20 protein-coding genes and 1 pseudogene are annotated in these 17,877 nt (G+C 73.2%); 16 read left to right on the forward strand and 5 right to left on the reverse strand.

Going from position 1 to position 17,877, the window contains the following annotated elements; genetic code table 11:
* Window positions 1-10: 10 nt before the first annotated feature.
* The 9 genes and pseudogenes from ACFW47_RS10750 to ACFW47_RS10790 all read left to right on the forward strand — a co-directional run bounded on the left by ACFW47_RS10750 (window position 11) and on the right by ACFW47_RS10790 (window position 8,158).
* Window positions 11-826: a tryptophan 2,3-dioxygenase gene (locus ACFW47_RS10750; RefSeq protein WP_386279744.1), complete on the forward strand. Its 816-nt coding sequence runs from the start codon at window positions 11-13 to the stop codon at window positions 824-826.
* A complete protein-coding gene (gene kynU, locus ACFW47_RS10755; protein WP_386279742.1) occupies window positions 819-2,036 on the forward strand; it encodes a kynureninase in 1,218 nt (405 codons plus the stop codon). Before ACFW47_RS10750 ends, kynU begins: the two co-directional genes overlap by 8 nt.
* A gap of 36 nt (window positions 2,037-2,072) precedes the next feature.
* Entirely contained in the window at window positions 2,073-2,414 is a 342-nt protein-coding gene (locus ACFW47_RS10760) for a hypothetical protein (protein WP_386305517.1), read from the forward strand.
* Between the two features lie 152 nt (window positions 2,415-2,566).
* Window positions 2,567-3,472: an alpha/beta hydrolase gene (locus ACFW47_RS10765; protein WP_386279736.1), complete on the forward strand. Its 906-nt coding sequence runs from the start codon at window positions 2,567-2,569 to the stop codon at window positions 3,470-3,472.
* Window positions 3,473-3,635: 163 nt separating this feature from the next.
* Window positions 3,636-4,586, forward strand: a complete 951-nt coding sequence (locus tag ACFW47_RS10770) for an alpha/beta hydrolase (protein WP_386279734.1) — start codon at window positions 3,636-3,638, stop codon at window positions 4,584-4,586.
* Window positions 4,568-4,753, forward strand: a pseudogene (locus ACFW47_RS10775) (response regulator transcription factor); the annotation flags it as partial. The gene ACFW47_RS10770 and the pseudogene ACFW47_RS10775, both read left to right, overlap by 19 nt.
* A 13-nt stretch (window positions 4,754-4,766) precedes the next feature.
* Complete coding sequence (locus ACFW47_RS10780) at window positions 4,767-6,194, forward strand: sensor histidine kinase (protein WP_386279732.1); 1,428 nt, start codon at window positions 4,767-4,769, stop codon at window positions 6,192-6,194.
* On the forward strand, window positions 6,191-6,865 hold the full coding sequence (locus ACFW47_RS10785; RefSeq protein ID WP_386279729.1) for a response regulator: 675 nt from the start codon (window positions 6,191-6,193) through the stop codon (window positions 6,863-6,865). Before ACFW47_RS10780 ends, ACFW47_RS10785 begins: the two co-directional genes overlap by 4 nt.
* Before the next feature lie 72 nt (window positions 6,866-6,937).
* Window positions 6,938-8,158 carry a cytochrome P450 gene (locus tag ACFW47_RS10790; RefSeq protein WP_386305518.1) on the forward strand — a complete coding sequence of 407 codons (1,221 nt, stop codon included), beginning with the start codon at window positions 6,938-6,940 and terminating at the stop codon, window positions 8,156-8,158.
* Between the two features lie 24 nt (window positions 8,159-8,182).
* Here the strand turns inward: ACFW47_RS10790 and ACFW47_RS10795 are convergent, their stop codons facing one another.
* Window positions 8,183-9,853, reverse strand: coding sequence for an ABC transporter permease (locus ACFW47_RS10795; protein WP_386305520.1), 1,671 nt, complete (start codon window positions 9,851-9,853; stop codon window positions 8,183-8,185).
* Window positions 9,850-10,791, reverse strand: coding sequence for an ATP-binding cassette domain-containing protein (locus ACFW47_RS10800; protein ID WP_386305522.1), 942 nt, complete (start codon window positions 10,789-10,791; stop codon window positions 9,850-9,852). Before ACFW47_RS10800 ends, ACFW47_RS10795 begins: the two co-directional genes overlap by 4 nt.
* 73 nt (window positions 10,792-10,864) lie before the next feature.
* Between ACFW47_RS10800 and ACFW47_RS10805 the strand changes: the two genes are divergently transcribed.
* Window positions 10,865-11,371, forward strand: a complete 507-nt coding sequence (locus ACFW47_RS10805) for a GbsR/MarR family transcriptional regulator (RefSeq protein WP_386279721.1) — start codon at window positions 10,865-10,867, stop codon at window positions 11,369-11,371.
* A gap of 27 nt (window positions 11,372-11,398) precedes the next feature.
* Complete coding sequence (locus ACFW47_RS10810; RefSeq protein WP_386305664.1) at window positions 11,399-11,776, forward strand: Uma2 family endonuclease; 378 nt, start codon at window positions 11,399-11,401, stop codon at window positions 11,774-11,776.
* A gap of 9 nt (window positions 11,777-11,785) precedes the next feature.
* Here ACFW47_RS10810 and ACFW47_RS10815 read toward each other — a convergent pair whose 3' ends face one another.
* Complete coding sequence (locus ACFW47_RS10815) at window positions 11,786-12,712, reverse strand: diacylglycerol kinase (protein ID WP_386305523.1); 927 nt, start codon at window positions 12,710-12,712, stop codon at window positions 11,786-11,788.
* Window positions 12,713-12,897: 185 nt separating this feature from the next.
* Here ACFW47_RS10815 and ACFW47_RS10820 point away from each other — a divergent pair, with 185 nt between their 5' ends.
* From ACFW47_RS10820 to ACFW47_RS10840, 5 genes are all read left to right on the forward strand, one after another.
* Window positions 12,898-14,181 (forward strand): adenylosuccinate synthase, encoded by a 1,284-nt coding sequence (locus ACFW47_RS10820; RefSeq protein WP_386279717.1) that lies wholly within the window; start codon window positions 12,898-12,900, stop codon window positions 14,179-14,181.
* A gap of 120 nt (window positions 14,182-14,301) precedes the next feature.
* Window positions 14,302-14,793 (forward strand): DUF3515 family protein, encoded by a 492-nt coding sequence (locus ACFW47_RS10825; RefSeq protein ID WP_386305525.1) that lies wholly within the window; start codon window positions 14,302-14,304, stop codon window positions 14,791-14,793.
* Window positions 14,794-14,863: 70 nt separating this feature from the next.
* Window positions 14,864-15,073, forward strand: coding sequence for a hypothetical protein (locus ACFW47_RS10830; RefSeq protein ID WP_386279711.1), 210 nt, complete (start codon window positions 14,864-14,866; stop codon window positions 15,071-15,073).
* A 93-nt stretch (window positions 15,074-15,166) separates the two neighbouring features.
* The gene (locus ACFW47_RS10835) at window positions 15,167-16,021 is read left to right on the forward strand and encodes a sigma-70 family RNA polymerase sigma factor (RefSeq protein ID WP_386305666.1); all 855 of its coding nucleotides are present in this window, start codon (window positions 15,167-15,169) and stop codon (window positions 16,019-16,021) included.
* Between the two features lie 43 nt (window positions 16,022-16,064).
* Entirely contained in the window at window positions 16,065-16,355 is a 291-nt protein-coding gene (locus ACFW47_RS10840) for a hypothetical protein (RefSeq protein ID WP_386279708.1), read from the forward strand.
* Between the two features lie 15 nt (window positions 16,356-16,370).
* Here ACFW47_RS10840 and ACFW47_RS10845 read toward each other — a convergent pair whose 3' ends face one another.
* Together ACFW47_RS10845 and ACFW47_RS10850 are read right to left on the reverse strand one after the other, a co-directional pair.
* Complete coding sequence (locus ACFW47_RS10845) at window positions 16,371-17,021, reverse strand: hypothetical protein (RefSeq protein ID WP_386279705.1); 651 nt, start codon at window positions 17,019-17,021, stop codon at window positions 16,371-16,373.
* A 130-nt stretch (window positions 17,022-17,151) separates the two neighbouring features.
* Window positions 17,152-17,853, reverse strand: coding sequence for a GntR family transcriptional regulator (locus ACFW47_RS10850; protein WP_386279703.1), 702 nt, complete (start codon window positions 17,851-17,853; stop codon window positions 17,152-17,154).
* Between the last annotated feature and the right edge of the window lie 24 nt (window positions 17,854-17,877).

Here is a 17,877-nt window from a genome sequence, read left to right on the forward strand (position 1 = left end):
GGAGACAGAAATGTCCCACGACGCCCCGAATCTCGACTTCGAGGGCAGCACGCCGTACGAGGACTACGTCAAGGCGGACGTGCTCACCCACCTCCAGCACACCCTCTCCGACGATCCCGGAGAGATGGTCTTCCTGGTCACGACCCAGGTCATGGAGCTGTGGTTCACCGTCATCGTCCACGAGTGGGAGACCGCGGCCCGCGCCCTGCGCGAGGACCGGACCGACGTGGCGAGGGACGCGCTCAAGCGTTCGGTGCGGGAGCTGGAGGCGCTGAACGCCTCCTGGACGCCGCTCGCGGGCCTCACGCCCGCCCAGTTCAACTCCTACCGCGGCGCCCTCGGCGAGGGCTCCGGCTTCCAGTCGGCCATGTACCGCCGCCTGGAGTTCCTGCTCGGTGACAAGTCCGCGTCCATGCTCGTCCCGCACCGCGGCGCCCCGCGCGTCCACGCCGAGCTGGAGAAGGCGCTGCACGAGCCGAGCCTGTACGACGAGGTGGTCCGGCTGCTCGCCCGGCGCGGCTACGACATCCCGGACGCCGTGCTCCAGCGCGACGTCACCAAGAAGTACGAGCCGGCGCCCGAGGTGGAGGCCGCCTGGACGGCCGTCTACTCCGGTGACCAGAACGGTGAGCTGGCCCGCCTCGGCGAGGCCCTCACCGACGTCGCCGAGCTGGTGTGGCGCTGGCGCAACGACCACCTGGTCGCCACCCGCCGCGCGATGGGCTCGAAGACGGGCACGGGCGGCTCCGCCGGGGTGGCCTGGCTGGAGAAGCGGGCCCGCGGCAACGTGTTCCCCGAGCTGTGGACGGCGCGGTCCTATGTCTGAACCGCTTGGTCTCACCGGCGAGGCCGGGAAGCTGGACGCCGCCGACGGGCTGGCCGCGGTGCGTGAGCGGTTCGTCCTCGACGACGTCGTGTACCTGGACGGGAACTCGCTGGGCGCCCTCCCGGCGCACGTCCCCGACCGCGTGGCGGACGTCGTGCGCCGCCAGTGGGGCGAGCTGCGCATCCGGTCCTGGGAGGAGAGCGGCTGGTGGACCGCGCCCGAGCGGATCGGCGACCGCATCGCCCCGCTGGTGGGGGCGGCGGCCGGGCAGGTCGTGGTGGGCGACTCGACGAGCGTCAACGTGTTCAAGGCGCTCGTGGCCGCGGTGCGGATGGCGGCGCAGGACGGTCCCGGGCGGGACGAGATCCTGGTGGACGCCACCACCTTCCCCACGGACGGCTACATCGCCGAGTCGGCGGCCCGGATGACGGGGTGCGCCCTGCGCCCGGTCTCCCCGGCCGAGGTGCCGTCGGCCCTCGGGGACCGTACGGCCGCCGTGCTCCTCAACCACGTCGACTACCGCACCGGCCGGCTGCACGACCTGCCCGCGCTCACGGCCGCCGTGCACGCGGCGGGAGCGTACGCCGTCTGGGACCTGTGCCACAGCGCGGGCGCGCTGCCGGTCGGGCTCGACGAGCACGGCGTGGACCTCGCGGTCGGCTGCACCTACAAGTACCTCAACGGCGGCCCCGGCTCGCCCGCCTACCTGTACGTGCGCCGGGACCTCCAGGCCCGCTTCGACTCCCCCCTGCCGGGCTGGAACTCGCACGCCGAGCCCTTCGGCATGCGGCCGGGGTACGAGCCGGCCTCCGGCGCCCTGCGCGGCCGGGTCGGCACACCGGACATCCTCTCCCTGCTCGCCCTGGAGGCGGCGCTGGACGTGTGGGACGAGGACGCGGTGTCGGTGGCGGCGGTGCGGGCCAAGTCGCTGGCGCTGACGGACTTCTTCCTGCGCTGCGTCGGGGAGTACGTGCCGGACGGCCGGGTGGAGTCCGTGACGCCCGCGGCGCACGCCGAGCGGGGCAGCCAGGTCGCGCTGCGCTGCGAGGACGCCGGTGACGTGATGAAGCGGCTGATCGAACGGGGAGTGGTCGGGGACTTCCGGGCCCCGGACGTCCTGCGCTTCGGCTTCACCCCGCTGTACGTCGGGTTCGCGGACGTGGAGCGGGCGGCGCGGGTGCTGGCCCGGACGCTGGACGCGACGGGCTGAGGAACCGGTGGCCGGCTCCGGCGCGTGAACGCGGGTATGGACGATGTGGATCACCGGACCCGAGGCTGCGCCGGATGCCTGGCCGCCGGCGTGCTCGGCGCCTCGACGGCACTGCTCGCCTGGGCACCGGACGCGCGCGTCAGTGTGACCGGCGGCTTCGAGCAGCAGCACCGCGACCTCAGTGTGCTCTACGTCGACCTGCCGCTGATGGCGCTCGGGGGCGCGCTGGTGCCGGCCGTCGCGTGGACGCTGGGACTGCGCCTGCTGGGCGGCCGGGCGTGGGCGGCGGCGCTCGTGGCGGTGGCCGCGCTCGGTCTGGGGGTGTGGGGGCTGACGGCCTGGTGGACGCCGTACGAGCAGCCCGAGTTCGCGGGGTAGGGCGTCCGCTGGGCCGCTCGCTCCCGCCCATTGCCCTCACCCTGTGTGACATCCCCGTGTTCGCGCACGTCACCGGCCTGATACCGTCCCGCCAACGGCCGAATCCCCACCCCCGGTCCGCCAACACCGTGTCGTCGCTGAGAGGTTGCAGCATGCCGGACGCCGCCGCAGAACCGGGCACCTCGGCCGGGCGGGCCGCCGCGGAGGAGAAGTCGGCCCTGTCCCGTCCGGCGGTCGGCCCGGACAGCGCCGCGGGATACGGCGACCATCCCGACCAGGTGATCGACTTCTACCTGCCGCGCGGAGCCGGAGGGCCGGGTGGTCCCTCGCCCGTCGTGGTGGTGCTGCACGGAGGCTCGTGGCGGGCGCCGTACGACCGCCGCCATGTCAGCCCGTTCGCGGACTTCCTGGCCCACAGGGGATTCGCCGTGGCCAGTGTGGAGTACCGGCGCGGTGCGGAGGGGGAAGCCGGGGGCGGAGGCGTGGGCGGTCCGGTCGCCGGGCGTTGGCCCGACACCTTCGACGACGTGGCCGCCGCGCTCGACGCGCTGCCCGCGCTGGTACGGCAGCACCTCCCCGGGGCCGATCCGGGCCGCACGGTGCTCACCGGCCACTCCGCCGGCGGCCACCTCGCGCTGTGGGCGGCGGCCCGGCACCTGCTGCCCGCCGACGCGCCCTGGCGCCTGGACCGTCCGGCGCCCCTGCGAGGTGTCGTCGCCCTCGCGCCGATCGCCGACTTCGGGGTCGCCGGGAAGATGGACGTGTGCGGGGGCGCTGCCCTTCAACTCCTCGGCGGGGAACGGTTCTTCGAGGAGCGGCGGCCTTATGCCGACCCCTCCCTGCTGCTGCCCACCGGTATCGCGACGGCCCTCGTGCAGGGGCGTGCCGACGTGGACGTACCGCAGGCGGTCGCGGAGGCGTACGCCGACGCGGCGGCGAAGGCGGGGGAGGTGGTGGGCTTGACGCTGCTGGAGGACGTCGGCCACTTCCCGCTGATCGATCCGGCGGCGGACGCGTGCGCGGTGGTCGCGGAGGAGATCGCGCAGCTGGCTTGGTGAGCTCGGGGCCCGGTGCTCTGGGCTCTGGGCTCTGGGGCATACCCGTAGTACCTGAGAGCTACTCGGCGAGTGAGCTCCCGAGCGGGACGCAGGTTACCCGGCTCGGTCCATAACTTCCCTTTCAGACAAGCCCGATGGGCGGGCGAGCCGGAAGGGAGAGGCCATGGCGCCCGGGACGACGGTACGTTGGCGGCGGCGCGTGAGCAGAGGGCGCCGTACCGTCCTCGCCGCGCTCATCTGTGGCGCCGTGGTCCTCCCGCTCTCCGGCGCCGCGCAACCCGAGGTCCCCGCCCCGCCGCCCGCCGCGCACGCGGCCCCGACGGCCGGCACGCTGGAGGAGGCGTACGCCGCCAACCGGGCCAACGCCGCCGAGGCCTCCCGGATGGCCGCCGACCACGGCGACCGTCACCGCGCGGCGGCGGACCGTGCGATGGCCGACCCGTCCCGGCGGCTGCTCGCCTTCGACGGCCGGGGCGCCGGACTGGCCACGGAGGTTCTCGGCGACCTCGCTCACGCCGACCGCGTCGCCGTCCTCGTCCCGGGCTCCGACACCAGCCTCGACACCTACGGCCGGTTCCGCGCCGCCGCCCTCGCCCTGCACCGGCAGCTCGCCGCGACAGCTCCCGAAGGCACCGGTACGGCGGTCGTGGCCTGGCTGGGCTACGAGACACCGGGCACCGTCAGCACCGCGGTCGCCACCACCGACCGCGCCGACCGGGCCGCCCCGGAACTGCGCGCCCTCGTCGACGACCTGCGCGACATCACCGGCCCGGGCACTTCCCTCGCCCTCCTCTGCCACTCCTACGGCTCGGTCGTCTGCGCCCGGGCCGCGGACGGCCTGGACGTCACCGACATCGCCCTGCTCGGCAGCCCCGGCACCGGCGCCGACTCGGCCGCCGGGCTGCACACGAGGGCCAGGGTCTGGGCGGCGCGGGGCGCCGACGACTGGGTGGAGCACGTCCCGCACCTCAGCGCCGACCTCTTCGGCACCACCGTCGGCTTCGGCACCGACCCGGTCTCCCCGGACTTCGGCGCCCGGGTCTTCGCGGCCGGCGACGGCGGCCACAGCGACTACTTCGCCCCCGGCTCCCTCTCCCTGAGGTGCTCGCCCTGATCGCCCAGGGGCTGTCGAACGCGGAGATCGCCCAGCGGCTGGTGGTCGCGGAGCAGACGGTGAAGACCCACGTGGGCAGGATCCTGGTGAAGCTCGGCCTCAGGGACCGCACCCAGGCGGCGGTCTTCGCGTACGAGACGGGCCTGGTACGCCCCTCCGGGTACTGAGGAGTGAGGCGTCGTGGCCCTCGTAGTACCTGAGGCGGACACCGAAGGACCCCTCTCACTGGTGACGACCGCCCTCACCCGGTCGGCCTACGGTGTGAGCGTGACCGAGACGACTCACCCGCAGCACGGGGACGGGGCGACCCGCAGCCCGGAGTACCGGCTGTTCCGGAATGCCCTGCGGGGACTGCGCCAAGACCTGTTCCACGACCCCTTCGCCTACCGGCCGCTGCCGCCCCGGCGCACGGACGGCCCGTTCGTCCGCCGGCTGCCCGGCCGGCTGCCGCAGTACGCGCAGCACCTCCCGCACGCCGTGGTGGGGGCGACCGCGCTGCTGGCCCTGGCCGTCGGCTCGGTCTCGGGCGGCCTGCCCGGCGGTGACGTACCGGCCCTGCTGTCCGGCATCCTGTGCGCCCTGCCGGTGCTCGCGACGCTGGTCCGGCCCATCGGCGCGTTCTGGCTGTCCCTGGCGGTGACCCCGCTGGTCGCGCTCATCAACGGCGACGGTCTGGACTGGCCGTGGATGCCCGGCGCGTTCGTCTGCCACCTCGCGGTGCTGATCGTCGTGGCGCTGCGCACCCGTCCCCGCACCGCTGTCTGGATGTGGGCCCTGACCTGTGTGTACGGCTTCCTCTCGGACGTCGCCTTCGGCGGGTCGTACTACTACACCAACAGCGGGCCCATGATGGTGACGTCCGCGTTCGCCCTGCTCGTGGTCTGTCTCTGGCACGTCCGGCAGACCGCCCGGCAGCAGGTGACCGCCCAGCAGACGGTCACCGCGCACGAGCGGTCCCGGCGCACCCTGCTGGAGGAGCGCACCAACATCGCGCGCGAGTTGCACGACGTGGTCGCCCACCACATGTCGGTGGTCGCCATCCAGGCCGAGGCCGCGCCCTACCGGGTGGAGAATCCGCCGCCGGAGCTGGAGCGCGCCTTCGCCACCATCCGGGAGAACGCGGTCGCGGCCCTGACCGAGCTGCGCCGCGTCCTGGGCGTCGTCCGCGCCGAGGACTACGAGGCCCCGGACGCCCCGCAGCCCACGCTCGCCGACCTCGACGCCCTGCTCGGCAACGTCCGGGACGCGGGTCTGAGCGTGGACAAGGCGGTGACCGGCGCGGTGCGCGAGCTGCCGCCGGGCGTGGAGCTGTCGGCGTACCGGATCGTGCAGGAGGCGCTGAGCAACAGCCTGCGGCACGCGCCCGGCGCCACCGCCCGCGTGGAGATCTCCTACGTGCTGGGCGGTCTCGGCCTGAGAATCGTCAACGGGCCGATGCCGGAACCGTCCCTGGTCAAGCCCTCGCCGGGCGCCGGGCACGGCATCACCGGCATGCGGGAGCGGGTGACGATGCTGAACGGCGAGATGACGGCCGGCCCCACCGACGACGGGGGCTACGAGGTGGCGGTGTTCCTGCCGGTCACCGCGCCGAACGAGGGTGACGCATGACCGGGAGCACGATCCGCGTACTGATCGCCGACGACCAGATGATGGTCCGCGAGGGCTTCTCGGTCCTGCTCAACGCGATGCCGGACATCGAGGTCGTCGGCGAGGCGGTCAACGGGCGGGAGGCGGTCGCGAAGGTGCGCGAGTTCGCCCCCGACGTGGTCCTGATGGACATCCGCATGCCGGAGCTGAACGGCATCGAGGCGACGCGCGAGATCATCGCCGCCGACGGGACCGCGAAGGTGCTCGTCCTGACCACCTTCGACCTCGACGAGTACGTGTACCAGGCGCTGCGCGCGGGCGCCTCCGGCTTCCTCCTCAAGGACGCCTCGGCCCGCCAGCTCGCCGACGGCGTCCGGGTGGTGGCAGCCGGTGAGGCCCTGCTCGCCCCCTCGATCACCAAGCGCCTGATCACCGAGTTCTCGAAGCTGTCCGACGGCCCGCGCCTGATGCCCCAGGCGCAGGCGGCCTACGGCGACCTGACCGAGCGGGAGACGGAGGTGCTGGTGCTGATCGCGCAGGGCCTGTCGAACGGGGAGATCGCCGAGCGCCTGGTGGTCGCCGAGTCGACGATCAAGACGCACGTCAGCCGCGTCCTGGTGAAGCTGGGCCTGCGGGACCGCACGCAGGCGGCGGTGTTCGCGTACGAGGCGCGGCTGGTGACGCCGGGCTGAAGGGGAAGGGGGCGGAGCGGGCCGTCACCCAGCCCCCTGTTCAGCCTGGGCGCCACCGGCTAGCGTCCGTCCATGGCCGCCTTCGACCGCGACAGCTTCGACCCGTGGGACCCGTCGTTCGTCGCCGACCCCTACCCGGGCTACGCCGAGCTGCGGGAGCGGGGCCGCGTCCACTACCACGAGCCGACCGACCAGTGGCTGGTCCCGCACCACGCGGACGTCTCGGCGCTCCTGCGCGACCGCCGCCTCGGCCGGACCTACACGCACCGGTACACGCACGAGGACTTCGGCCGGACCCCGCCGCCCCCGGAGCACGAGCCCTTCCGCACCCTCAACGACCACGGGATGCTCGACCTGGAGCCGCCGGACCACACCCGCATCCGGCGCCTGGTGTCGAAGGCCTTCACGCCCCGGACGGTGGAGCGGCTGAAGCCGTACGTCCGCTCCCTCGCCGACGAGCTGGTCGGCCGTCTCGTCGAGGCCGGTGGCGGCGATCTGCTGACCGACCTCGCCGAACCGCTCCCGGTCGCCGTGATCGCCGAGATGCTGGGCATCCCGGAGTCGGACCGCGCCCCGCTGCGCCCCTGGTCGGCGGAGATCTGCGGGATGTACGAGCTCAACCCGTCCGAGGAGACGGCGACCAGGGCGGTGCGCGCGTCGCTCGAGTTCTCGGAGTACCTGCGCGCCCTCATCGCGGCCCGCCGCGAGAAGCCCGGCGACGACCTGGTCTCCGGACTGATCGCCGCCCACGACGAGGACGACGACCGCCTCACCGAGCAGGAGATGGTCTCCACCTGTGCCCTTCTCCTGAACGCCGGCCACGAGGCGACGGTGAACGCCACGGTCAACGGCTGGTGGGCGCTCTTCCGCAACCCGGCCCAGCTCGCCGCCCTCCGCGCGGACCACTCCCTGGTGCCGACCGCCGTGGAGGAGCTGATGCGCTACGACACCCCGCTCCAGCTCTTCGAACGCTGGGTACTGGACGAGATCGAGATCGACGGGACGGCGATCCCGAGGGGCGCGGAGGTGGCGATGCTCTTCGGCTCCGCCAACCACGACCCGGCGGTCTTCACGGCCCCGGACCGCCTGGACCTCACCCGCCGCGACAACCCGCACATCTCCTTCAGCGCCGGCATCCACTACTGCATCGGCGCGCCGCTGGCCCGTATCGAGCTGTCCGCCTCCGTGACCGCCCTGCTGGAGCACGCGCCGGCGCTCCGGCTCGCCGCCGAGCCGGAGCGCAAACCCAACTTCGTCATCCGGGGCCTGAAGGGGCTGGCCGTCGAGGTGTGAACCCGGAGACCGGCCCCCGCCCGTCTACTTCGTCTCCAGGTCCCGGCGCCGGAAGCCCACCAGTGCCAGCCACGCCAGTCCGGCCGCGACGAGGGTCAGCACCAGCAGTGGCGTCCAGTCCATGTCCCCGGCGGGGAGCCGGGGGATGTGGCCGAAGGGGGAGAGGTCGTTCATCCAGCCGGGGAACTGGAGGATCTGGCCGAGGTAGCCGACCAGGAAGGCGTACACCGGCACGATCCACGCCGCCGCGCTCGCCTTCGGGAACCAGCCGAACAGCACCGCCGCCACCCCGACCGTGACCCACAGGGCGGGCGCGTAGGCGAGGGCCGCGCCCACCAGCCTCGGCACCAGGATGCCGTCGCCGGTGGAGGCGGCGCCCGCGACGCCGAAGCCGAGGCCGGCCAGGAGCAGCACGAGCGTGCCGCCGACCGCCGCCACCGCCAGGTGACTGCCGGCCCAGCGGCCCCGCGACAGTCCGGTGGCGAGCAGCGGCTCGGCGCGTCCCGCGCTCTCCTCGGCGCGGGTCCGCAGCGCGGCCATCACGGCGTAGACCGCGGCGACCACCGCGACGACCACCATCACCATCGACGCGAAGGCCTCCGCCATCCCGGAGCCGCCGATGCGGTCCAGGGCCTCCTGGAGCTGGTCGATGTCCTTCAGCATGTCCTCGGCCTGACCGAGGATCGACCCGTACATCGCGCCCATCAGGAACAGGCCCGCGCCGAAGCCGGCGAGCATGCCGCGGTGCAGGCGCAACGCGAAGCCGAGCGGGGTGCCGAGCGCGCCGGAGGCGACCGGCCGGCCCAGCTTCTCCGGCCGGATGCCCGCGCCCACGTCCCGCCGGGCGGAGAGCACGAAGCCCGTCGCCGCGCACACCGCCGCCAGGGCGAGGCAGAGCAGCAGCGGCCACCAGTCGTCGTCGACGTAGACGTAGGTGCGCTGCACCCAGCCGATCGGGGAGAGCCAGGACAGGGCGCCGTTCTCGCCGCTGTCACCGGCCGCGCGCAGCACGTAGGCGGCGCCGATGGCCGCGAGGGCCATACCGCCGGCGCCGCGCGCGTGCGCGGTGAGCTGGACGGTGATCGCGGCGACGGCGGCGAAGACGAGACCGGCGGCGGCGTGGCAGGCGCCGTACAGCAGCGACCCGCCCGCGTCGATGCCCTCGACGCCGAGGCCGGCCAGTGCGAGCGCCAGCAGCGCGGCGAGGACGAGGTTGGCCAGGGCCGCGACCCAGAGGGCGGCGGCGAGGTGGGCGTGCCGGCCGACGACCGTGGAGCGCAGCAGCTCGGCCCGGCCGGTCTCCTCCTCGGCGCGGGTGTGCCGGGTGACGGTCAGGACGCTCATGAGGCCGACGAGGACGGCCATGAAGCCGAGCATCTGGTGGCCGAGCATGGCGCCGGAGGTGTAGGCGTCGAGGTAGTGGCGCGGGCCCGACATGGCGAGACCGGCCGGGCTGCCCATGGTCTCGACGGCGTTCGCCCGGTCCTCGGGCGTGCCGTACAGCTCGGCGTAGCTGTTCGCGGTCGACAGGGTGCCCAGCAGCAGCGCCAGGATCCACACGGGGAGCCGGACGCGGTCGCGGCGCAGGGCGAAGCGGATGAGCGTGCCGGTGCCGGCCAGCGTCCCCGAGCGGCCGGCGGAAGGCCCGGGGCGCGCCGTGGTCCTGGCGGTGGAGGCGGCGGTCGTGGAGCTCATCGCGCGGCTCCGGTCCCGGGAGCGCCGTCCGAGCCCTGCCGGTCGGCGGCGGGCAGGGCGTCGTCGTAGTGGCGGAGCATGAGCTCCTCCAGGGTCGGTGGGTGGCTGACCAGGCTGCGGATGCCGAACTCGGTGAGCTTGCGGACCGCGCCGTCGACCTCGCCGCCGTCTACGGCGAAGCGGACGCGGCCGTCGTCGGCCCGCAGGTCGTGGACGCCGGGCAGCGCGTCCAGGCCGGATGCGGGGCGCTCGGTCTCCGCCTCGATGGTGGTGCGGGTCAGGTGCCGCAGTTCGCCGAGGGTGCCGGACTGGACGATCCGGCCGAGCCGGATGATGCTGACCCGGTCGGCGAGCTTCTCCACCTGGGCCAGGATGTGGCTGGAGAGCAGGACGGTCTTGCCCGCGGCCTTGGCCTCGGTGATGACGTCCTGGAAGACGACCTCCATGAGCGGGTCCAGGCCGGCGGTCGGCTCGTCAAGGAGCAGCAGCTCGGCGTCGGAGGCGAGCGCGGCGACGATGGCGACCTTCTGCCGGTTGCCCTTGGAGTAGGCCCGGCCCTTCTTGGTCGGATCCAGCCCGAACCGCTCGACCAGCTCGTCCCTGCGCCGTCGGTCCAGACCGCCCCGCAGCCGCGCCAGCAGGTCGATGGCCTCGCCGCCGGTCAGGTTCGGCCACAGCTCGACGTCGCCGGGGACGTAGGCGAGGCGGCGGTGCAGCTCGACCGCCTGCGCCCACGGGTCCATGCCCAGGACCTGGGCGGCGCCGGAATCGGCCCGCAGCAGGCCGAGCAGGACGCGGATGGTGGTGGACTTGCCGGCGCCGTTGGGGCCGAGGAAACCGTGGACCTCGCCGGCCTCGACGGCCAGGTCGAGGCCGTCCAGCGCGCGCGTCCGGCCGAACGACTTGTGGAGTCCGGAGACGCTGATTGCCTTGGTCATAATTTGGAACGTACGCTAACTTCACAAATTTGTGAAGTTAAGAAAGCGTCAGGATGTGAGGGATGATCGAAGCATGAGGGAAGCCGCGGAGCCGACGGAGCGGGAGCGCGATCCGCAGGCGGTGTCGCAGTTCGTGGAGGGCTTCGCCGCCCAGCTCGTCGAGGCCGGGATGCAGCGCATGCCCGCCCGGGTCTTCGCCGCGCTGCTGTCCTCCGACTCGGGCGCGCTGACCTCGGCCGAGCTCGGCACCCGGCTCCAGGTCAGCCCCGCCGCGGTGTCCGGCGCCGTGCGCTACCTCGCCCAGCAGCACATGGTCTCGCGCGAGCGGGAACCGGGTTCACGCCGCGAGCGGTACCGGGTGCACAGCGACCAGTGGTACGAGGCACTGACCAACCGCGAGGCCATCCTCAAGCGCTGGGAGGGCGCCCTGCGCGAGGGCGTGGCCAGCCTCGGCGCGGACACCCCGGCGGGCCGCCGCATGGCCGAGACGCTGGCCTTCTTCGAGTTCATCGACGGGGAGATCGCCGAGATGATGGAGCGCTGGCGGGTGCACCGGGAGGAACGGTTCGGGCGGGCGTGACCGGTCCGCCACGCCGAGGAACACCGGATCAGCTCCGGTCCCTTCCGGTACGTCTTTCCGGGGGTGGAGCGCGCTTACGGACCCGACATCCACGTGTCGCGCCGGAGCGTCAGCCGAAGCACCAGCTCCCACATGGACGGAGAAGCCCTCGCCTTCGTCTTCGTCGCCGAATTGACCTCCTCGTCCACCCGCGACGATGACCTGACCGACAAGGACGAGACGTACGGACGCCCCGGCGTCCCCGTCCACCTGCTCCTCGACGTGCAGGAGGAGCAGGCCACCGTCCTGTGGACGCCGTCCGCCAAGGGGTACGAGTCGCGCATCACCCGGCCGTTCGGCGAGAAGCCCCCCATCCCCGCTCCGCTCGACTGCCTGCTGGTCACCGCCGGTTTCCAGGCCCCCTGACCCGCGGCCCTACCCCGCCGGCAGCGTCAGCCCCCAGGCTCCCTCCCGCACCACCCACGTCCGCGTCCGCACCGGCCCCGACACCACCGCGTCGGCCCGGTACCGGAAGTGCGCCCCCGACACGGTCACCGTCCGCCCCCGTGCCGTCAGCGGCGACGCCTGCGCGCCCCACGCCGGCGGCCGCACCTCCACCTCGGCCATTCCGCCGGCACCCGGCACCACCGAGACCCCCTCGACCGGCTGGTCCAGATCCACCAGCGTCACGCCGTCGACCTCCACCCGCAGCCGGGAGGGACCGGCCGCCCCCGGAGCCGCCGCCCGCACCGGCCGTGCGGACGCCAGCGTCCGGACGAGGGACTGGCAGGTCCGCAGCCAGGGCCGCGCCGGCGCGGCCGCCGGGCGCGGCCCGTCCGGCGCTTCGTCGTCGTCCGGGTCCACGAACGCCCCCTCGTCCTGGTGCTCCGCGACCGGCGGAATCCCCACCGCTCCCAGCACCACCCCGTCGCTGTCGTCGACGAGCAGGTCCAGGCGCCGTTCCGCTCCGTCCAGCACCGCCCGTGCCGCCGCCACCGCGCCCGACGGCAGCCCCAGCGACCGGGTGAGGCCCAGCACCGGTCCCACCGGCACCACGGACAGGCCGCACGCCGCCAGCTCCCGGTGCCGGTGCAGCAGGGCCACGGCACGCAGCAGCGCCCGGTCGTCGCCGACCACCACCGGCCGCCGCGAGCCCCGCCGCCGCAGGGCCCGCGCGAACTCCTCCGGGCCGTCCGGCAGACACACCTTCGTGCTCGACGCACCCGCGCTGAGCACGTCTTTGGCGATCCGGACGGACTCCCCGTCCGCCCGTCGGGCGACCGGATCGACGACCACCAGAAGCTGATCGGACCTCGCGGAAGAGTTCGCGGAAGAGCTCGCGGAAGTCGCCACCTCGGCCATGCCTCGCTTCCTCGGGTAGCATCTTTGTGCAAGAGCCCCTTGCGCTATTGCGCCAGGGGCTTCGTCTATTCCGGGGCATCCGGTCCGACGGTTGGCGGCCAACGACGGTCGCGGTGCACGCGGTGGATCCCCTCCGCGTACGCCCTCGACCATGGACATGCCCCGCCCGGAAGGGGTGTACGCGCGTGCCCGCACTTGTGCTGCTCGGTGCTCAGTGGGGTGACGAAGGCAAGGGAAAGGCGACGGACCTGCTCGGTGGCTCCGTCGACTATGTGGTGCGCTACCAGGGCGGCAACAACGCCGGCCACACGGTAGTCGTGGGCGATCAGAAGTACGCCCTCCACCTGCTCCCTTCCGGGATTCTCTCCCCCGGCTGCACGCCGGTCATCGGTAACGGCGTCGTCGTCGACCCGTCGGTCCTGTTCTCCGAGCTGAGCGGGCTGAACGAGCGAGGCGTCGACACGTCCAAGCTCCTGATCAGTGGAAACGCGCACATCATCACGCCGTACAACGTGACCGTCGACAAGGTGACGGAACGCTTCCTCGGCAAGCGCAAGATCGGAACCACCGGTCGCGGCATCGGCCCGACCTACGCCGACAAGATCAACCGCGTCGGCATCCGCGTCCAGGACCTCTACGACGAGTCGATCCTCACCCAGAAGGTCGAAGCGGCGCTGGACGTCAAGAACCAGATGCTCACCAAGCTCTACAACCGCCGCGCCATCGCCACCGGCCAGGTCGTCGAGGAGCTGCTGGGCTACGCGGACAAGCTCGCGCCGTACGTCGCCGACACCGTCCTGGTCCTCAACCGGGCCCTCGACGACGACAAGGTGGTCCTCTTCGAGGGCGGCCAGGGCACGCTGCTCGACATCGACCACGGCACGTACCCCTTCGTCACCTCGTCGAACCCGACCGCGGGCGGCGCCTGCACCGGCGCCGGCGTGGGCCCGACGAAGATCAGCCGGGTCATCGGCATCCTCAAGGCGTACACGACCCGCGTCGGCGCCGGCCCGTTCCCGACCGAACTCTTCGACGAGGACGGCGAGGCCCTGCGCCGCATCGGCGGCGAGCGCGGCGTCACCACCGGCCGCGACCGGCGCTGCGGCTGGTTCGACGCGGTGATCGCCCGCTACGCCACCCGCGTCAACGGCCTCACCGACTTCTTCCTCACCAAGCTCGACGTCCTCACCGGCTGGGAGCAGATCCCGGTCTGCGTCGCCTACGAGATCGACGGCAAGCGCGTCGAGGAGCTGCCGTACTCGCAGTCCGACTTCCACCACGCGAAGCCGGTCTACGAGATGCTCCCCGGCTGGTCGGAGGACATCAGCAAGGCGAAGTCCTTCTCCGAGCTGCCGAAGAACGCCCAGGCGTACGTCAAGGCGCTGGAGGAGATGTCCGGCGCCCCGATCTCCGCGATCGGCGTCGGTCCGGGCCGGGACGAGACGATCGAGATCAACTCGTTCCTGTAGGGGACCGAGGAGGCAGGCCGGTGGCCGGGGACCCGCTCGGGGCCCCGGCCGCCGGCGTACGGGCGCCCGATACGCTGGCCGGTGTCAGCGGCGGACATACAGCGCGGAGCGGATCGGAACATGCGCAAGCCCACCACCCGGATGTGGATCTGGCTGACCGTCGCGGTCGTCGCCGTCACCGGCGGGCTCCTCTACGTCGACGGCCACCGCGTCTCCGCCGCCCCGCACGCGGACGACGCCAAGTGCGGCAAGGTGGTCGACCGCCTCCCCGACGACATACCCGGCGCCTCGCACGACTGGGCCCTCGGCGACGGCGTCGCCTCCTGGGGCGGCCAGAAGGCGGTGTTCCGCTGCGGCGCCGAGGAACTGCCGCCCAACATCAACCTCTGCGTCACGGCCGACGGCGTCGACTGGGTGCTGGACGAGAAGCGGCTCAAGAGCGACGGCGTGAGCGTGCTGCGGACCTACGGCCGCTCCCCGGCCGTCGAGCTCACCTACACCGGACCGCGCGAGGAGGTGGGCGGCGTCCTCGCCGCGCTGGACCCCGCCGTGAAGTGGATACCGCAGGAGCGCAAGTGCGTCGGCCTCCAGGACGCCGAGATCGCCCCGTAGGCAGGGGCTCTCCCACCGTTCGGCCCCCTCCGCCGGGCGCCGGCGCGGGGTGTGGTGTCGGATCGTGGGCATGACCGACCGTGTCCACGCCGCTTCCTGCCAGGGCCCGTACGGCGGCGAGGGTGACCCGGGTGTCCCGGACGGCTGCGGCGACCCGGCCCGCTTCGAGGTCGCCCGGCACCTCAGGACGCCGCTGCGGGTGTGTCCCGTACACCTGGGACCGTCGCTGCTGCTGGCGGACGGGGTGCTGTGGCCGCCGGGGATCTGTCTGATCCGCTGAGGGCGCCGGGGGTCCGGTGATTCACTGGGGTGACGACCCGAGGACCCCGAGAACGCGGAGGGAAGCCGTACGGTGCCCGGACGACCCGACGTGATGGCGCTCCACTTCGAGCGGGACCGCCCCCGGCTGCGCGCCGTCGCGTACCGCATCCTCGGCTCCCTCGGCGAGGCCGACGACGCCCTCCAGGACGCGTGGCTGCGCGCCGAACGCGCGGACACCTCGCAGGTGGAGAACCTCTCCGGCTGGCTCACGACCGTCGTCGCCCGCGTCTGCCTCAACATGCTGCGCGCCCGCGACACCCGCCGTGAGGAGCCGTTGGAGGACGGGTCGCGGACGGGAACGACCGGACCCGACCCCGCCGAGGAGGCCCAGCTCGCCGACGAGGTCGGCATCGCGCTGCTGATCGTGCTGGACACCCTGGGCCCCGCCGAACGGCTCGCTTTCGTCCTGCACGACATGTTCGACGTCCCCTTCGACGACATCGCCGCGATGCTCGGCAAGACCCCCGCCGCCACCCGCCAGCTGGCCAGCCGCGCCCGCCGCCGGGTCCGGGGCGTCCCCGCGCCCGACGCCGACCCGCCCCGCCGGCGCCGCGCGGTCGACGCGTACCTGGCGGCCACCCGGGGCGGTGACTTCGACGCGCTGGTCTCCCTGCTCCACCCGGACGTGGTCCTGCGCGCCGACGCGGCGGTCGTCCCGACCCCCGAGCCCTTCGCCGTCTCCGGCGTCGAGCAGGTCGCGCGGGGTGCGATGGCCTCGATGGCGCGGGCGCGGTTCACCGGCGTGGTCCTGGTGGACGGCCGGACCGGCCTGGCGATGGCCGAGCACGGCAGGCTGCGCGTGGTGCTCCGCTTCACCTTCGCGGACGACGACCGCATCACCGGAATCGACGTGGTCGCGGAACCGGACCGGCTGCGCGAACTGCACATCTCAGGCATGGGTGCATAGGCTGAGGGTGTACACGCCGCGTCGGCAGAAGAAGGTGAGTGCGATGCGCGTGCTGCTCAAGGCGACGCTGGACACCGAGAAGTCCAACGAGGTGATCCGCAGCGGCAGGATGGCGGACCTGATCAAGGAGACCGTCGACCACGTCAAGCCGGAGGCCGCCTACTTCGGCACCCTCGACGGACGGCGGACCGCCCTGCTGGTCTTCGACATGCAGGACAGCTCGCAGCTGCCGCCGATCGGAGAACCGTTCCTCATGGAGCTGAACGCCGAGGTCGACGTCTGCCCGATCATGAACGGCGACGACCTGGCGAAGGGACTCTCCCAGCTCCGCTGACCGCCCGTCGGCGGATCAGCTGAACACGATCATCGAGCCCTGCGCCAGGCTCCGGGTGGCCGCCGCGTGCAGCCCCAGCCACACGTGCCGCTCACGGGCGAAGGGGCCGGCGTCGTACGGCGCGGGAACGGCCGGCTCCTCCAGCTCCGTCGGGGCGAGCGGCGGCGCGGGCGGTGCCGGGGGGTTGGCCGGATCGATGCCGAGGGCCGGGGCGACGGTCTCCAGCTCCCGCAGCAGGGTGTGCGAGGAGCCCAGGGGGCCGCCGCCCGCGAGGAGTTCGTCGCTGGCGAGCGGGTGCGGGAAGTCGACGGGGACGTAGGCGCCCGCGTGGTCGTAGTGCCAGACCAGGTGCGACTGCTGGGCCGTCGCCTCGAACATCTCCAGCAACTGCTCGTAGTCACCGCCGAGTTCGTCCACCGGCGTCACCGGCAGCCCGCACACCTGGAGCAGGTACGCCCGGCGCAGGAAGTGCAGGGCGTCATAGTCGAAACCGGCCACCGGCGCGACCTCGCCGGACAGCCCCGGCATGTACTGGTACACCGGCACCGGCGGCAGCCCGGCCTCGGCCAGCACCTTGTCGTATTGCGCGAGTTCCTCGGCGAACGGGTTGTCCGGCGTGTGGCACAGGACGTCGACGAGCGGTACCAGCCACAGGTCACAGGCCAAAAGAGAGCTCCTCACACAGCACGGTGGTCAGGGCAGCGTAGTCGGTCCATGGGGCGCGGTCGTGTGGTGCGTGCAGGTCACATACCCATCTGGGGCCCGGCCACGACACCTCGGGCGTTGGTCATCGCGGTCATCGCCGGGCGAGGCGCTCGATCAGGGCGAGCGAGTGGGCGTTGTACGCGTCGATCAGCGCACGGGCGGCCGGTGCGTCGCGGCGGGCGAGGGCGTCGACCAGTTCGGTGTGCCCCGACCAGAGGGTGCCGCGCAGGTCGCTGAGCCGGCGCAGGTGCTGCACCGTGCACACCCAGCTCTGCACGCGCAGCCGGTGCAGGAAGTCGGAGAGGTAGGGGTTGCCGAAGAGCACGGCCAACTCGCGCCAGTAGCGCAGGTCGTAGCCGATGAGGACGGTCAGGTCCCCGGCCGCGGCGGCCCGCTGGGCCTCCTCGCCGCGCCGGCGGACCCCGGAGAGGGCGGCGGCGACCCGCGGGTCGTCCGGGTCCGGCCCGCCCCGCCGGGCGCCCTCCAGCGCGAGGAACATCCCGCCGATGACGAGACTGCGCGCCTCGACCATCCCCCGGAAGTCGTCGACCGAGTACTCGTGCACCCGGAACCCGCGGTGGTGGTCGGCGTCGAGCAGCCCCTGCGCGGACAGGTCGACCAGCGCCTCGCGCACGGGCGTCGCGGACACCCCGTACTGCTCGGCGATCTCCTTGACCGTGAACTCCTGCCCCGGCTGGAGCCGCCCGGACAGCACCTCGTCGCGGAGCGCGTCGGCGATCTGCTGCCGCAGGGTGCTGCGCGTGACGGCACCGGTGCGGCTGGGGCCGGGCATGGTCGGGCGGTCTCCTCGGTCGCG

The organism is Streptomyces sp. NPDC058796 (genome assembly GCF_042745235.1).
GTDB lineage: Bacteria > Actinomycetota > Actinomycetes > Streptomycetales > Streptomycetaceae > Streptomyces.

Excerpts from the sequence above, each read along its gene's own strand:
- ACFW47_RS10750 (WP_386279744.1), top strand. The coding sequence starts at position 11 with ATGTCCCACGACGCCCCGAATCTCGACTTCGAGGGCAGCACGCCGTAC.
- kynU (WP_386279742.1), top strand. The coding sequence starts at position 819 with ATGTCTGAACCGCTTGGTCTCACCGGCGAGGCCGGGAAGCTGGACGCC.
- ACFW47_RS10760 (WP_386305517.1), top strand. The coding sequence starts at position 2,073 with ATGGACGATGTGGATCACCGGACCCGAGGCTGCGCCGGATGCCTGGCC.
- ACFW47_RS10765 (WP_386279736.1), top strand. The coding sequence starts at position 2,567 with ATGCCGGACGCCGCCGCAGAACCGGGCACCTCGGCCGGGCGGGCCGCC.
- ACFW47_RS10770 (WP_386279734.1), top strand. The coding sequence starts at position 3,636 with ATGGCGCCCGGGACGACGGTACGTTGGCGGCGGCGCGTGAGCAGAGGG.
- ACFW47_RS10785 (WP_386279729.1), top strand. The coding sequence starts at position 6,191 with ATGACCGGGAGCACGATCCGCGTACTGATCGCCGACGACCAGATGATG.
- ACFW47_RS10790 (WP_386305518.1), top strand. The coding sequence starts at position 6,938 with ATGGCCGCCTTCGACCGCGACAGCTTCGACCCGTGGGACCCGTCGTTC.
- ACFW47_RS10795 (WP_386305520.1), bottom strand. The coding sequence starts at position 9,853 with ATGAGCTCCACGACCGCCGCCTCCACCGCCAGGACCACGGCGCGCCCC.
- ACFW47_RS10800 (WP_386305522.1), bottom strand. The coding sequence starts at position 10,791 with ATGACCAAGGCAATCAGCGTCTCCGGACTCCACAAGTCGTTCGGCCGG.
- ACFW47_RS10805 (WP_386279721.1), top strand. The coding sequence starts at position 10,865 with ATGAGGGAAGCCGCGGAGCCGACGGAGCGGGAGCGCGATCCGCAGGCG.
- ACFW47_RS10815 (WP_386305523.1), bottom strand. The coding sequence starts at position 12,712 with ATGGCCGAGGTGGCGACTTCCGCGAGCTCTTCCGCGAACTCTTCCGCG.
- ACFW47_RS10825 (WP_386305525.1), top strand. The coding sequence starts at position 14,302 with ATGCGCAAGCCCACCACCCGGATGTGGATCTGGCTGACCGTCGCGGTC.
- ACFW47_RS10830 (WP_386279711.1), top strand. The coding sequence starts at position 14,864 with ATGACCGACCGTGTCCACGCCGCTTCCTGCCAGGGCCCGTACGGCGGC.
- ACFW47_RS10835 (WP_386305666.1), top strand. The coding sequence starts at position 15,167 with ATGGCGCTCCACTTCGAGCGGGACCGCCCCCGGCTGCGCGCCGTCGCG.
- ACFW47_RS10840 (WP_386279708.1), top strand. The coding sequence starts at position 16,065 with ATGCGCGTGCTGCTCAAGGCGACGCTGGACACCGAGAAGTCCAACGAG.
- ACFW47_RS10850 (WP_386279703.1), bottom strand. The coding sequence starts at position 17,853 with ATGCCCGGCCCCAGCCGCACCGGTGCCGTCACGCGCAGCACCCTGCGG.